We start from the raw sequence: 14,324 nt of genomic DNA on the forward strand, positions 1-14,324 counted from the left end.
GCAAGCCCCCTCCCACATTTGGACCGGGATCGACACCAACATCCTGGTCGGCCCAGAGGCCGCTATCGGGAGCTAGCTCCCTCGCCACATGTCGGTGTCATATCAAAGCTGTATAGATACCTATGCCCCGATAGCGGTGGATCAGCTAATAAATACTTGGCTGAAACACCGCCATCGGGGGCAAGCCCCCTCCCACATTGGATCTGCATGTGTCCGAGATCATGGCTAAAAGCTAGCATTTACCGGACCCTGCAAATCATTCCTTTGGCTGATTTAGCTGCAACATAACCTCTCTACAGTGCAGGTCTTCACGCCAAGACCGCGCAGTCATAAAAGGGAGTCGTATGTTGCAGACCCGTGTTATCCCACCCGCCGAAGGCGCTTACCAATACCCGCTGTTGATCAAACGCCTGTTGATGTCCGGGGCGCGTTACGAGAAAACCCGGGAAATCATCTACCGCGACAAACTGCGCTACACCTACCCGACGCTGATCGAGCGCGTCGCGCGCCTGGCCAATGTGCTGACCGAAGCGGGGGTCAAGGCCGGTGATACGGTGGCGGTGATGGACTGGGACAGCCACCGTTACCTGGAGTGCATGTTCGCCATCCCGATGATCGGCGCGGTGATCCACACCATCAACGTGCGCCTGTCGCCGGAACAGATCCTCTACACCATGAACCACGCCGAGGACCGCTTTGTGCTGGTCAACAGCGAGTTCGTGGGGCTTTACCAGGCGATCGCCGGGCAGCTCACCAGCGTCGACAAGACCGTGCTGATCACCGACGGCGACAGCAAGACAGCCGACCTGCCCAACCTGGTGGGCGAGTACGAAACCCTGCTGGCGGCGGCGAGCCCGACGTACCACTTCGAGGATTTCGACGAGAACTCCGTGGCCACCACCTTCTACACCACCGGCACCACCGGCGACCCCAAGGGCGTGTATTTCACCCATCGCCAACTGGTGCTGCACACCATCGGCGTGGCGACCATCATGGGCAGTGTCGACAGTGTGCGTTTGCTCGGCACCAACGACGTGTACATGCCCATCACACCGATGTTCCACGTGCACGCCTGGGGCCTGCCTTACGTGGCGACCATGCTCGGTTTGAAGCAGGTCTACCCCGGCCGCTACGACCCCGAATACCTGGTGGAGCTATGGCGCAAGGAAAAGGTCACCTTTTCCCATTGCGTGCCGACCATCCTGCAAATGGTGCTCAATGCCAAGGCCGCCCAGGACGTGGATTTCGGCGGTTGGAAAATCGTCATCGGCGGCAGCGCCCTCAACCGTTCGCTGTACGAAGCCGCCAAGGCCCGTGGCATTCAGTTGACGGCTGCGTACGGCATGTCCGAGACAGGGCCGCTGGTGTCCTGTGCTCATCTCAATGACGAGCTGATGGCCGGCAGCGAAGACGAACGCACCACTTATCGGATCAAGGCCGGTGTGCCCGGGCCGCTGGTGGAGGCGGCGATCATGGACACCGATGGCAACTTCCTGCCTGCCGACGGCGAATCCCAGGGCGAGCTGGTACTGCGCGCACCCTGGCTCACCGAGGGCTATTACAACGAGCCGCAAAAGGGCGCCGAGCTGTGGGCCGGTGGCTGGATGCACACCGGTGATGTCGCCACCCTGGATGCGTTCGGCGTGATCGATATCCGTGACCGCATCAAGGATGTGATCAAGACCGGTGGCGAGTGGGTCTCGTCCCTGGCCCTGGAAGACCTGGTCAGCCGCCACCCGGCGGTACGCGAAGTAGCGGTGGTGGGGATGGCCGACCCGCAGTGGGGCGAGCGCCCGTTTGCCCTGTTGGTGTTGCGTGATGGCCATGTGATAGGGGCTCGTGAACTCAAGGAACACCTCAAGCCGTTCGTTGAATTGGGCCACTTGAGCAAGTGGGCGATTCCGAGCCAGATCGCCGTTGTTACTGAAATTCCCAAGACCAGCGTCGGCAAGCTCGACAAAAAACGTATCCGTATCGACATCATCGAATGGCAGGCCAACAACAGCACGTTCCTGTCGACCCTGTGACGCCGCTTGCCGTGCCCAATCGGGGGCGGCAATGCTCTATCTCAGGCCTTTACTTGTGATTTGTGGAATTTCAGCCATCCTTGCCGCGTCGACCTTCGTCGGCGTGGCGAAAGGGTCGGGGCAGACGGGTTGGTGATGCAAATCACACTTTAGAGGGATCAAGCACTACCCCCTGCTGGCTATAGTCCCTTCCAGAGTTTTTCGCGGATGTTGCGCTTCGGGTGAAGGTGGCCCGGTTGTCGCTCGGCATTGGAATCGTTGTATCCCGGCCGTTACATGCATCTTCCGAAAGAGCTCACTGCCATAACAATAAAATGCACATGGAGTAGCGTCGATGACCTCAGTAAACCAGTTCTGGCGCCGGGCACGTCTGCCCCTGGCCGTCAGTCTCGCTTCTACGCTCGCCGGGCCCGCATTCGGCGTCAGTTTCAACATTGGTGAAATCGAAGGGAGTTTTGACTCATCCCTGTCGGTAGGCGCCAGTTGGAGCACGTCCAAGGCCAATCGCGACCTGATCGGCGCCAACAACGGCGGCAGGGGCCTGTCCCAGACCTCCGATGACGGCCACCTGAACTTCAAGCGCGGAGAAACCTTTTCGAAGATCTTCAAGGGCATCCACGACCTGGAACTGAAGTACGGCGACACCGGTGTGTTTGTGCGTGGCAAGTACTGGTACGACTTTGAACTCAAGGACGAAAGCCGTCCGTTCAAGGACATCAGCGACAACAACCGCAAGGAAGGCGCCAAGTCTTCCGGCGGGCAGATCCTCGATGCGTTCGTCTACCACAACTATTCGATCGCCGACGCGCCGGGTTCCGTGCGTTTCGGCAAGCAGGTCGTGAGCTGGGGCGAGAGTACCTTCATTGGCGGCGGTATCAACTCGATCAACCCGATCGACGTGTCGGCGTTTCGTCGTCCGGGGGCCGAGATCAAGGAAGGCCTGATTCCGGTCAACATGTTCTACGTGTCGCAGACGCTGACCGATAACTTGTCGGCCGAGGCGTTTTACCAGTTGGAATGGGACCAGACCGTCACCGACAACTGCGGCACCTTCTTCTCGCAGCCGGACGTGATTTCCGACGGCTGCAGCAACAACCTGCGGGTACTGAACAAGCGCTCGACCATCCCTGCCGCAGCGCTGCCGACCCTGGGTGCGCTGGGTGTGGACGTCAACAGCGAAGGCGTACTCGTGCGCCGTGGCCCGGACCGTGATGCCCGCGACAGCGGCCAGTTCGGCGTGGCCATGCACTATAACTTCGAGCCGCTGGATACCGAATTCGGCGCCTACTTCATGAACTACCACAGCCGTGCGCCGATCTTCAGCGCACAGGGCGCGCCATCGGCAGCCTACACCCGTCCGCTGGGCCCGCTGGGGGCATTGCGTCCGCTGATCGTGGCGGGCAGTTCGAACTACTTCGTCGAGTATCCGGAAGATATCCGCCTCTACGGTCTGAGTTTCTCCACCACATTGCCCACCGGCACCGCGTGGAGCGGTGAGTTGAGCTACCGGCCGAATGCGCCGGTGCAGTTGAGCACCACCGACATTCTGTTCGCCGGTGTCACGCCGATCCCGGGCTTTGGCAATGCGTCCGTGCTCAAGGGCACGCCGGGCCAGGACCTGCACGGTTACAACCGCAAGGAAGTGACCCAGTTCCAGACCACCTTCACGCACTTCTTCGACCAGGTGATGGGCGCCAGCCGCCTGACCACTGTCGGTGAAATCGGCGTGACCCATGTGGGTGGCCTGGAAAGCAAATCCCAGGCCCGCTATGGCCGCGACCCGGTCTTTGGCCCTGGCAGCTTGCCAGGTGGGTTCTGCAACGCCCTCAACAATTCAACCGCAACCGGTGCGGGCCTGCCCAACGCAGCCGGCCTGAACACCAACTGCAACAACGACGGCTACACCACCGCAACGTCCTGGGGCTACCGCGCCCGTGCCATCTGGGAATACCCGGACGTGTTCGCCGGCGTCAACCTCAAGCCCAACGTGGCCTGGTCCCATGACGTCAAAGGTTACTCGCCAGGCCCCGGCGGCAACTTCGAAGAGGGGCGCAAGGCGGTCAGCCTGGGCCTGGATGCCGAATACCAGAACACCTACACCGCCAGCCTGGCCTACACCAACTTCTTTGGTGGCAAGTTCAGCACGGTGAATGACCGCGATTTCGTCGCCCTGAGCTTCGGCGCCAACTTCTAAGCACACTCTTTTCAAGTGGTATGTATTCAGGAAGTCCAGAACATGAAAATAACTAAAAGTCTGTTGCACGTGGGTGTGCTTGGGCTGTCGATCCTGGCGAGCAACGTCATGGCGGCGGTGTCGGCGGATGAAGCCGCCAAGCTGGGCACCAGCCTGACCCCGATGGGCGCCGAAATGGCCGGGAACGCGGCCGGTACCATCCCCAAATGGTCACCGATGCCGGTGAACGCAGGGGCGGTGGATGCCAAGGGTTTCCTGGCCAACCCGTACGCCAGCGAACAACCGCAGTTCACCATCACCGCGCAGAACGTCGAGCAATACAAAGACAAACTGGCCCCCGGGCAGTACGCGATGTTCAAGCGTTACCCGGACAGCTTCAAGATGCCGGTGTACCCGACTCATCGCGGCGCCACGGTGCCGGCTGACGTGTTCGCCTCCATCAAGAAAAACGCCACCACGACCAACCTGGTGTCCGGCGGCAACGGCCTGGAAAACTTCGAGACGGCGGTGCCGTTCCCGATTCCGAAAAGCGGCGTCGAGGTGATCTGGAACCACATCACCCGTTATCGCGGCGGTAGCGTCACGCGCCTGGTGACCCAGGCCACCCCGCAAACCAACGGTTCCTACAGCCTGGTGTACTTCCGCGACCAATTCGTGTTCCGCGACAAAATGAAGGACTTCGACCCGAAAAACCCCGGCAACGTACTGTTCTACTTCAAGCAGCAAGTCACCGCGCCGGCGCGTCTGGCCGGTGGTGTGCTGCTGGTGCACGAGACCCTGGACCAGGTCAAGGAACCGCGTTCGGCGTGGGTCTACAACGCCGGGCAACGCCGCGTGCGCCGGGCGCCGCAGGTGTCCTATGACGGGCCGGGCACGGCCGCCGATGGCCTGCGCACCTCCGACAACCTCGACATGTACAACGGCGCGCCGGACCGCTACGACTGGAAACTGGAAGGCAAGAAGGAAATCTACATCGCCGCCAACAGCTACAAGATCGACGATCCGAAGTTGAAATACGCCGACATCATCAAGGCCGGCCACATCAACCAGGACCTGACGCGCTACGAGCTGCGCCGCGTCTGGCATGTGGTCGCGACCTTGAAGGAAGGCCAGCGCCACATCTATGCCAAACGTGACTTCTACATCGACGAGGACACCTGGCAAGCTGCGGTGATCGACCATTACGATGGCCGTGGCCAACTGTGGCGTGTCGCCGAAGCCCATGCCGAGAACTACTACGACAAGCAAGTGCCGTGGTATGCCCTGGAAACCCTCTACGACCTGCAATCGGGCCGCTACCTGGCCCTGGGCATGAAGAACGAAGAGAAGCAGGCGTATGACTTCGGCTTCACCGCCACCACCAGCGACTTCACCCCGGCAGCCCTGCGCCAGGACGGCGTTCGCTAACCTGCGCTGATCCTCAAATGTGGGAGGGGGCTTGCCCCCGATAGCGGCGCGACAGTCGATGCAGGTATTGACTGACCCACCGCCATCGGGAGCAAGCTCCCTCCCACATTTTGTTTGGGGTGTCTGTAGCGATATTTTTTGTCGCAGTTCTTTTTCAGACATTTGTTGCAAAGATCTACAATCCCGCCGCTTTTACCGCTAGTCTGCGGACATCTGCAATGCCGACAACAGCCTTCTACAAGAGCCCGGCGATGACTGATCTGTCCCGAATCCAGGGGCCTGCCGGCGCGGTGATTCCGAGCCTGGAAGGCCGTTTCTACAGGCCGCCGTTGCCCGACGGTTACGTGCTGCGCCCACGCCTGTGCGAACGCCTGGGCGCCGGCCTGGAAGGGCGGCTGTTGCTGGTCAGCGCGCCGGCGGGGTTCGGCAAGAGTTCCCTGGCGGTCGAGTTCTGCCAGAGCCTGCCGGTCCACTGGCAAAACCTGTGGCTGGGCCTGAGCCCACGGGACAACGACCCTGGCCGTTTTCTCGAGCGCCTGCTCGAAGGCTTGCGCGCGTATTTCCCGCAACTGGGTGCCCAGTCCCTGGGCTTGCTGAAAATGCGTCAGCGTCACCAACCCTTCGCCTTTGAAGAATGGCTCGATGGCCTGCTCGATGAGCTGACGGTGCATTTGTCTGTCCACGCGCCGCTGCTGCTGGTGCTCGATGACTACCATTTGGCCCAGGGGCCGGTGCTGGACCGTTGCCTGCAATTTTTCCTCAATCATTTGCCCGATGGCCTGGTGATGCTGGTTACCAGCCGCCAGCGTCCGGACTGGCACCTGGCGCGCCTGCGCCTGTCGCGGCACCTGCTGGAATTGCATGAGCAGGACCTGCGCCTGACCCATGACGAATCCCTGGCCGTGCTGCACCGGCACAGCAGTTCGCTGCGCGGTGAGGCTCTGGAGAACCTGATCCGTCGCAGTGAGGGCTGGGTCGCCGGCCTGCGCTTCTGGCTGCTGGCGGCCCCCGAAGCCGGCAGCGACGGTGCCTTGCCCCAGGGCCTGAACGGCGGCGAAGGGCTGATTCGCGATTATTTGCTGGAAGAGGTCATCGACTGCCTGCCTGCGCAGGTGCAGGCGTTTCTGTATGACACCGCGCCCCAGGAGCGTTTCTGCAGCGAGCTGTGCGACGCGATCCGCGAGGCCCATGACAGCCCGGAAATCCTGCGCTACCTGCAGGCCCACCAGGTATTTCTGGTGCCGTTGGATGAACAGGGCCACTGGTACCGTTATCACCATTTGTTTTCCGACCTGCTGCGCGCGCGCCGCGAGAAGAGCGCCACCTTGCCCCTGGCCAGTCTGCACCTGCGGGCCTGTCGCTGGTTCAACGCCCAGGGCCTGATTGATGAGGCGGTGGAGCAGGCGCTGCGGGCCGGTCACCTGGATGTGGCGGCGAACCTGGTGCAGAACCTGTCCGAGGAGCAACTGCTGGCGGAACAGAATGTCGGCATGTTGCTGCGCTGGAAAATGGACTTGCCCGACAGCCTGTTGATCAGCACGCCGCGCTTGATCGTGCTCTACAGTTGGGCGCTGGGGTTGGCGTGCCAGTTGGACGCGGCGCAGGAATTATCCAGCTACCTCAGCCGCTTCCTGCCGGCGCCGTCGGCCACCGCGCAGAAATCCATGCTGGCCCAATGGCTGGCACTGAGCGGGATCATCGCCCGCGGGCGAGGGGACCGCGAATTGACCCAGCGCTATTGCAGCGAGGCCCTGGAAAGCCTGCCGCACAAGCGTTATGGCCAGCGCCTGATGTGCCTGTCGACCTTGTCCAACCTGGCGATCGTCGATGCCGATCTCTGGCGTGCCCGTGGCCTGAATCGTGAGTCCCTGGAATTGGCGCAGCGTGTCGGTAACCCGCTGTTTGAAGCCCTGGCCCATTACGACCGCGCCCGGGTGCTGCAGGCGCGCGGCGAGGTCCTGCGTGCCCTGGACGAAGTGCGCCAGGGCCTGCAGCGCCTGCACGGGCTGGCGGCTCAGCGGCTGTATGCCGTGCGCGCGCGATTGTCGCTCTATGAAGGTTTCCTGTTGCTGCTGCGTTACCAGCCCGAAGCCGGCCTTGCGCGGTTGCGCGCCGGCCTGACTGAAGCCCGCGCCTGCCGGGATATCAGCGTGCTGATCGGACATTGTGTGATCGCCAGCTTCGAAGGCCGGCGTGGCGATTTTTCCACGGCCTTTGCCGAACTGGCCGAGGCTGAACGCCTGATGCACATCTGGGACGTGCCGCCGATCTACTACCTGGCGATGATCACCCTGATCAAATGCGAGCTGTGGCTGGCCCAGGGCCGTACCGACCTGGCCGAGGCCTGGCTGGCCCGGCTGGGACAGACCTACACCGGTGAGCAGGCCGCCGCCGCACCGGAGTTTCACCCGCACTTGCCGCAACATGTGGAGCTGCAACAGGCCGCGCTGGATGCCATTCGCCAACAGCCCGACAAGGCGCTGCAACGGCTTGAGGACGTGGCGCAACAGGCGCTCAACAGCGGTCGCCAGATAATCGCCCTGATCGCCCTGGCCCAGCAGGCGCATTTGTTGCTGGCGTGTGGTCAGCAAACCAGGGCCGGGTTGGTGCTGGCCCGCGCCCTCGAAGCCGGCACCGGGGGCGCACTGCAACCGTTCCAGCGGTTGCTGGAGCAATACCCGCAGTGGATGCGCGAGCAGTTGGGCAAGCATCCACACGTTCTGCTGAACCAGGCCTTGCTGGCGTTGCTACCGGCAGTCACCTGTGTTGAAAGCGCGCCTCATCATGAAACCCTGAGCACACGTGAGCTGGCGGTACTGCAACTGATCGCCCAGGGCTGTTCCAACCAGGAGATCAGCAACCAGCTGTTCATTTCCCTGCACACCGTGAAAACCCACGCCAGCCATATCAACAGCAAGCTCGGCGTGGAGCGCCGTACCCAGGCGGTGGCGCGGGCCAAGTCGATGGGGCTGTTGGGCTGATGGCGCTGCGCATTGTGCATCGTTTAATTAAACGACCCACCGCTGTCGGGAGCACGTACCTCCCGAACCTGAATGATCCATGGCCTGGCTCCGGTTTGCGCCTCGCTCACGGAATTTTTACCGCTTGTCGTGTTCCAAACCCGGCACAGGCCCGTTGCCCACGTCCTCTGCATCACCGAATGCAAAAAGTAGGAGCTTCCTTCATGTTCACTCCGCGTCGTCTGCTTGTTGTTGCTACCGCCGTAGCCCTTTTATCCGGCTGCGCTTCACCTAATCCTTATGATGGCAGCCAGGGACAGGCCGGCAATGGTTCCGAGAGCGGCATGAGCAAGACCGCCAAGTACGGCGGCCTCGGCGCGCTGGCCGGGGCATTGGCCGGTGCGGCCATCGACCATAACAACCGTGGCAAGGGCGCGCTGATTGGCGCAGTGGTCGCGGGCGCCGGCGCTGCAGGCTATGGCTACTACGCCGACCAGCAAGAGAAAAAACTGCGCGAAAGCATGGCCAATACCGGCGTTGAAGTGCAACGCCAGGGTGACCAGATCAAGTTGATCATGCCCGGCAATATCACCTTCGCCACCAACTCCGACGCTATCGCCAGCAGCTTCTACCAGCCGCTGAACAACCTGGCCAACTCCCTCAAGCAGTTCAACCAGAACACCATCCAGATCGTTGGCTACACCGACAGCACCGGCAGTCGCCAGCTGAACATGGACCTGTCCCAGCGCCGTGCGCAGAGCGTGGCCAACTACCTGACTTCCCAAGGCGTCAGTGCCGCCAACCTGAGCGCACGCGGTGCCGGCCCGGATAATCCGATTGCCAGTAACGCCGACGTCAATGGTCGTGCCCAGAACCGTCGTGTAGAAGTGAACCTTGGTCCGATCCCGGGCCAGCAGTACGGCCAGCCGGGCGCCCAGCAACAGGCGCCGCAGCAGAACAACCAGTTCCAGGGCAACCCGTACTCGCAATACCAGTAAACAACCGATACAAAAAAGGGCGCCGTGCAGTCAATGCACGGCGCCCTTTTTCATGGCTGACGGTTACATGGATCGTTCCCACGCAGAGCGTGGGAACGATCACCTGGGCACTGACGGTTACATCAGTCGATGTATTCGAACACCTTCACGATTTTCTGCACACCCGACACGCCCTGTACCAGGTTGGCCGCGCGAGTGGCTTCAGCCTGGGTCAGCAGGCCCATCATGTAGACGATGCCGTTGTCGGTGACGATCTTGATGCGCGAGCCCGGCACGGCGCTGTCGGTAAGCATCTGCGCCTTGATCTTGGTGGTCAGCAACGCATCGTTGCTGATCGCCAGCAGGGTGATCGGGTCCATGACCTGCAGTTCGTTGTGCACCTTCTTGACCCGCTGCACCGTCGAGGCAGCCTGTTCGGCCTGGGCCTTGAGCTCTTCGCGCGGAGTCTGGCCGGCCAGCAGCACGACGCCGTTGAAGCTGGTCACGACGATGCGCGATGCGCCATTACCCAGGTCCGTGGCCGCTTTGGCGACGTTGACCTTGACCTTGGTTTCGATCAGCGAGTCATCGATGGTGCTGCCGAATGTGCGTGTGCCCCGGTCGTCCTGGATGGGGGTGTCCCGTGTTGCGGTGATTGCCGTGCTGCAACCGCTGATGGCAAGGCACAGCGTGATGGCCAAAAGGCTAAGGCGGTTAACGGTCATTCTTCACTCCCGAACAGTTGGCTGTCGATCAGATCGCACAGGCAGTGGATCGCCAGCAGGTGGACTTCTTGAATGCGTGCAGTGACATTGGCCGGGACGCGAATCTCCACGTCCTCAGGCAGCAGCAATGAGGCCATGCCGCCGCCGTCGCGCCCGGTCAAGGCTACGACAATCATTTCGCGATCATGTGCGGCCTGGATCGCTTGAATGATGTTCGCCGAGTTGCCGCTGGTGGAAATCGCCAGCAACACATCGCCCGGCTGGCCGAGGGCGCGGATCTGTTTGGAGAAGATTTCGTTGTAGCTGTAGTCGTTGGCGATCGAGGTGATCGTCGACGTGTCGGTGGTCAGGGCGATCGCCGGCAGGCTCGGGCGCTCGCGCTCGAAGCGGTTGAGCAGCTCGGAGGAAAAATGCTGGGCGTCACCGGCCGAGCCGCCGTTACCGCACGAAAGCATTTTGCCTTCGTTGAGCAAGGCATTGACCATGACCTGACTGGCTTGCTCGATGTGCGGTGCAAGTACGTCCATCGCCTGTTGCTTGGTGTCGATGCTGGCCTGGAAAAGCTGGCGAATTCGGGATTGCATGTCCATCTGTGTGACCTTAATTAGCGCGGCTGTTTGACACGGAAATGTGCAGCCCGCAAAGCAAAGAGCAAAAGTGTGTGGTGAAGGTGCCGGGTGAGTCAGCTGTCGAAGGCATCTTTGAGCCAGTTCAGATCAGCAGGGCCCGACGGTGTGCTTTCTATGGCAACCACATCGAAACGGCAGGGGGAATTGGCCCAGCGATGCTCTTTTAACAGGAAAAACTGCGCGGCGAGTATCAGCTTCTGACGCTTGCGCCCATCGATACTGGCGAGCGCGCCACCCCATTGTGCGTGTTTTCTGTAGCGGACTTCGACGAATACTACTGTATCGCCGTCAAGCATGACCAGATCAAGCTCACCGCGTTTACATAACCAGTTCTGCGCCAGAAGACGCAGACCCTGTTGCTGCAGGTAGCTCAATGCTTGGTGTTCGGCATCCTTGCCGCTTTGTGCGCTGGACCGCTCGGGCATCAGCGCGGGGTGTCCGGCAGTCGTTGGATTTCGCCGCCGACAAACTTCGCCCAAGGCATCTGGCGGTCAACGCGCTGGTTGGCGCCGATGCCCAGGTTACCGGAGAGACCGTCGACCCGGGTGTCCGGCAGCGCCTTGAGCTGGCCCAGGCGTGGCGCCAGGCGATAGGCATCGACGCCCATCGCGTAGAGCCGGCCCAGGCTGCCATTGGCTTGCGGCCATTGTGCGGCAACCTGGTTGCGCAGCGGGTCGGTGGTGTTGAGCAACCAAGGGGTTTCGCAGAACATCACGTTGGTCATGTCCAGGTACTGGTTGCGGTCGCCGCTGGCGCTGAATACGTGGGAAGTCGCGTAGACAGGCACATCACCGGCGTATTGGAAGTTCAGGGTCGGCTTGATCTGCTGGGCCAGTTGCGGGGTCACGGCCAGGAAGATGAACTCGATGTCCTGGCGACGCGACGGCTGGGCGGCAACGTCAGTACCGACGGTGCTTTGCAGGCTCTTGGCGCGGCCTTCGCTCTTGCGCAGCTGGAACAGGTCAGCGATCTGCTGGGCCAAAGCCACCGGCTGATCGACGTACTCGACGCCCATGACGGTGCCGCCGTTGGCTTCCCAATCCTGACGGAACGCTTTGTACACACGCTCGCCCCATTCGCCACGGGGCACCATGGCGGCGGCGCGGTGCAGGCCGTCGGCCCGGGCGCGGCGCGACACTTCACGGGCTTCGTCTTCAGCGGCCAGGCCGAACTGGAACAGTTGCGCCGGGCCTTGATCGGTTTCGCTGTAGTTCAGCGCCAGGGTGGTGATGGGGAGTTGCGGGCGAGCACTGAGCTGTTTGACCAGCGGCTTTTCCAGTGGGCCGACCACCAGTTGCACGCCGGCGGCCTGGGCCTTGGCGTAGAAGTCGTCGATGGAGGTCAGGCGCGAGCTGTCGTAAAACTCAATCACGGGCGGTTTCTGCCCGGCCTGTTCGGCCTGGTAGTGCGCGGCCATGAAGCCTTCACGCAACGCCTTGCCGACGGCCGCCAGGGCGCCTTCCTGCGGCAGCAACAGGGCGATCTTGTTGAGCGGCTGGCTGGCCAGTTCCTTGAGTTTGGTCAGCGGCGTCGGCAATTGCACCGCCGCCGGATGGCCCGGGTTGCGCGCACGCCAGGTGTCGATGGCGGTTTGCTGTTGTTCCAGTGTGCCGGCGCCCTTGACCGCCTGGGCCAGGGTGATCCAGCCGTCCAGCGTCGGGTTGCCGGTCGCTTGCAACTGCTCGGACGGCAGTGCGGCAATCAGCGCCCAGATCGCTTCGTGATTGTTGTTGGCCGCGTCGCCGCTGAGCAGAGGCGCCATGGCGACACGCTCGCGCGCCGCAGCCAGGGTCTGGCCGTCGGCTTCATAGGCGCGGGCATGCACGGTGCCGGTGCGGACCTGCTGATCGGCCGGCAGCTCCTTCAGGCTTTGCAGGCTGGGATGGTCCAACGCCGTCAAGGCAGCCTTGGGCTGGTTGCGGGTCATCGCCAGTTCCGCTGCCAGGGTGCTGGCAAATATCTGCCCGGCTGGCTTCAGCACATTCAGGGGCACCTGGGCCAGGATCTGCGAGGAACGGCCAGCATTGTTCTGCCGGTAGGCCAGGTCAGCCGCACTCAGGCGCAGCAATGCGGCCTTTTCCGGCGTGCTGGCGGCCGTGGCCTGTTCAAGCAATTGCTCGATACTGGCATCCGGGGTGCGTGGAAGGTCGCCAAGACTCGACGAGGGCGAGCTGGCGCAAGCGGCCAGCAAGGCAGCGAGGCAGAGGGCGGAGAGCAGCCGCAGGCAAGCGATCATGTAAGTGTTCCTGATACCGATCAAATTAGCGTGGAAGTGTACCCAAGCACTGGCTCAGGCGCGATGTTCGTGGCGTGAAACCGTGGATTTAGGTCGTGCAATTGTTGCCGGTTGCTAACAATGGCTGAAACGACATCCGCCGTGACGGCATATTTTCAGCGCGTCGACGCGCTACAATGTGGCTTTTGCCAATCATCGAGGTGTGCGTTTTGACTGCTCCAGGTCCTTTGAATTCCACTGCAGGCTCGCTTTTTGTCGTGGCGACGCCGATTGGCAACCTGGACGACATCAGTGCGCGGGCATTGAAGGTGTTGCGCGAGGTCAAATTGATCGCGGCGGAAGACACGCGGCACTCCCAACGGTTGATGCAGCATTTTGGTATCAGCACGCCACTGGCGGCGTGCCATGAACACAACGAGCGCGAGGAGGGCAGCCGTTTTATCACCCGTTTGCTGGCGGGTGATGATGTTGCGCTGATCTCCGATGCGGGCACGCCGCTGATTTCCGACCCCGGGTACCATCTGGTCCGCCAGGCGCGCGCCGCAGGTATCAATGTAGTGCCTGTTCCGGGAGCGTGCGCGCTGATTGCTGCATTATCTGCAGCCGGCTTGCCGTCGGACCGTTTTATCTTCGAAGGCTTCCTGCCCGCCAAGACCGTAGGGCGTCGCGCCCGTCTCCAGGCGTTGAAGGAAGAGCCGCGCACCCTGATTTTCTACGAAGCCCCGCACCGCATCCTGGAATGCCTGCAGGATATGGAACTGGTGTTCGGCGGCGAGCGTCTGGCGCTGCTGGCGCGTGAGTTGACCAAGACCTTCGAGACCCTCAAGGGCCTGCCCCTGGAAGAGCTGCGCGGGTTTGTCGAAGGCGACAGCAATCAGCAGCGTGGCGAGTGCGTCGTGCTGGTGGCCGGCTGGACGGCTCCCGAGAGTGAGGACGCAGTCGGTAGCGAAGCCATGCGCATCCTCGATTTGCTGTTAAAGGAAATGCCGCTCAAGCGCGCCGCTGCCCTGGCGGCGGAAATTACCGGGGTGCGCAAGAATGTGTTGTATCAAGCCGCGCTCGATAAACAGAAAGCCGAATAGTTCCGGGGCCGGGCCGGTGTTTCGTCCGAACGTGATGGCAATGCTGCACTTTTAATACTTGTCCTGAAGCCGTCGTGCCGTTAACCT

10 protein-coding genes are annotated in these 14,324 nt (G+C 61.9%); 6 read left to right on the plus strand and 4 right to left on the minus strand.

The window, feature by feature from the left end; genetic code table 11:
- The first annotated feature begins 344 nt into the window (after positions 1-344).
- The 5 genes from BFP90_RS15730 (at position 345) to BFP90_RS15750 (ending at position 9,586) form a co-directional block, all read left to right on the plus strand.
- Positions 345-2,027: a fatty acid--CoA ligase gene (locus BFP90_RS15730; RefSeq protein ID WP_065897301.1), complete on the plus strand. Its 1,683-nt coding sequence runs from the start codon at positions 345-347 to the stop codon at positions 2,025-2,027.
- A gap of 334 nt (positions 2,028-2,361) precedes the next feature.
- Positions 2,362-4,221 carry a DUF1302 domain-containing protein gene (locus BFP90_RS15735; RefSeq protein WP_065892624.1) on the plus strand — a complete coding sequence of 620 codons (1,860 nt, stop codon included), beginning with the start codon at positions 2,362-2,364 and terminating at the stop codon, positions 4,219-4,221.
- Positions 4,222-4,263: 42 nt separating this feature from the next.
- Positions 4,264-5,628, plus strand: a complete 1,365-nt coding sequence (locus BFP90_RS15740; RefSeq protein WP_065885816.1) for a DUF1329 domain-containing protein — start codon at positions 4,264-4,266, stop codon at positions 5,626-5,628.
- Positions 5,629-5,879: 251 nt separating this feature from the next.
- Positions 5,880-8,609, plus strand: coding sequence for a LuxR C-terminal-related transcriptional regulator (locus BFP90_RS15745; protein WP_065897303.1), 2,730 nt, complete (start codon positions 5,880-5,882; stop codon positions 8,607-8,609).
- Between the two features lie 203 nt (positions 8,610-8,812).
- Positions 8,813-9,586 (plus strand): OmpA family protein, encoded by a 774-nt coding sequence (locus BFP90_RS15750; RefSeq protein WP_065885818.1) that lies wholly within the window; start codon positions 8,813-8,815, stop codon positions 9,584-9,586.
- Positions 9,587-9,708: 122 nt separating this feature from the next.
- On the opposite strand, the gene BFP90_RS15755 is transcribed toward BFP90_RS15750, so the two are convergent.
- The 4 genes from BFP90_RS15755 to BFP90_RS15770 all read right to left on the minus strand — a co-directional run bounded on the left by BFP90_RS15755 (position 9,709) and on the right by BFP90_RS15770 (position 13,155).
- Positions 9,709-10,290 carry a BON domain-containing protein gene (locus BFP90_RS15755; RefSeq protein WP_065885819.1) on the minus strand — a complete coding sequence of 194 codons (582 nt, stop codon included), beginning with the start codon at positions 10,288-10,290 and terminating at the stop codon, positions 9,709-9,711.
- Positions 10,287-10,880 (minus strand): phosphoheptose isomerase, encoded by a 594-nt coding sequence (locus BFP90_RS15760; protein WP_003216190.1) that lies wholly within the window; start codon positions 10,878-10,880, stop codon positions 10,287-10,289. The genes BFP90_RS15755 and BFP90_RS15760 overlap by 4 nt, the downstream gene beginning before the upstream one ends.
- A 92-nt stretch (positions 10,881-10,972) precedes the next feature.
- Positions 10,973-11,344 carry a YraN family protein gene (locus tag BFP90_RS15765; RefSeq protein WP_065892622.1) on the minus strand — a complete coding sequence of 124 codons (372 nt, stop codon included), beginning with the start codon at positions 11,342-11,344 and terminating at the stop codon, positions 10,973-10,975.
- Positions 11,344-13,155, minus strand: coding sequence for a penicillin-binding protein activator (locus tag BFP90_RS15770; protein ID WP_065892621.1), 1,812 nt, complete (start codon positions 13,153-13,155; stop codon positions 11,344-11,346). The genes BFP90_RS15765 and BFP90_RS15770 overlap by 1 nt, the downstream gene beginning before the upstream one ends.
- Positions 13,156-13,331: 176 nt before the next feature.
- Here BFP90_RS15770 and rsmI point away from each other — a divergent pair, with 176 nt between their 5' ends.
- Entirely contained in the window at positions 13,332-14,237 is a 906-nt protein-coding gene (gene rsmI / locus BFP90_RS15775; protein WP_163001701.1) for a 16S rRNA (cytidine(1402)-2'-O)-methyltransferase, read from the plus strand.
- Positions 14,238-14,324 lie beyond the last annotated feature (87 nt).

The organism is Pseudomonas sp. 24 E 13, assembly GCF_900004715.1.
Lineage (GTDB): Bacteria > Pseudomonadota > Gammaproteobacteria > Pseudomonadales > Pseudomonadaceae > Aquipseudomonas > Aquipseudomonas orientalis_A.

Bases quoted from the DNA above. Each gene is read 5' to 3' on its own strand.
- BFP90_RS15735 (WP_065892624.1), top strand. From the start codon at position 2,362: ATGACCTCAGTAAACCAGTTCTGGCGCCGGGCACGTCTGCCCCTGGCC.
- BFP90_RS15745 (WP_065897303.1), top strand. From the start codon at position 5,880: ATGACTGATCTGTCCCGAATCCAGGGGCCTGCCGGCGCGGTGATTCCG.
- BFP90_RS15740 (WP_065885816.1), top strand. From the start codon at position 4,264: ATGAAAATAACTAAAAGTCTGTTGCACGTGGGTGTGCTTGGGCTGTCG.
- BFP90_RS15765 (WP_065892622.1), bottom strand. From the start codon at position 11,344: ATGCCCGAGCGGTCCAGCGCACAAAGCGGCAAGGATGCCGAACACCAA.
- BFP90_RS15770 (WP_065892621.1), bottom strand. From the start codon at position 13,155: ATGATCGCTTGCCTGCGGCTGCTCTCCGCCCTCTGCCTCGCTGCCTTG.
- BFP90_RS15760 (WP_003216190.1), bottom strand. From the start codon at position 10,880: ATGGACATGCAATCCCGAATTCGCCAGCTTTTCCAGGCCAGCATCGAC.
- rsmI (WP_163001701.1), top strand. From the start codon at position 13,332: ATGTGGCTTTTGCCAATCATCGAGGTGTGCGTTTTGACTGCTCCAGGT.
- BFP90_RS15750 (WP_065885818.1), top strand. From the start codon at position 8,813: ATGTTCACTCCGCGTCGTCTGCTTGTTGTTGCTACCGCCGTAGCCCTT.
- BFP90_RS15755 (WP_065885819.1), bottom strand. From the start codon at position 10,290: ATGACCGTTAACCGCCTTAGCCTTTTGGCCATCACGCTGTGCCTTGCC.
- BFP90_RS15730 (WP_065897301.1), top strand. From the start codon at position 345: ATGTTGCAGACCCGTGTTATCCCACCCGCCGAAGGCGCTTACCAATAC.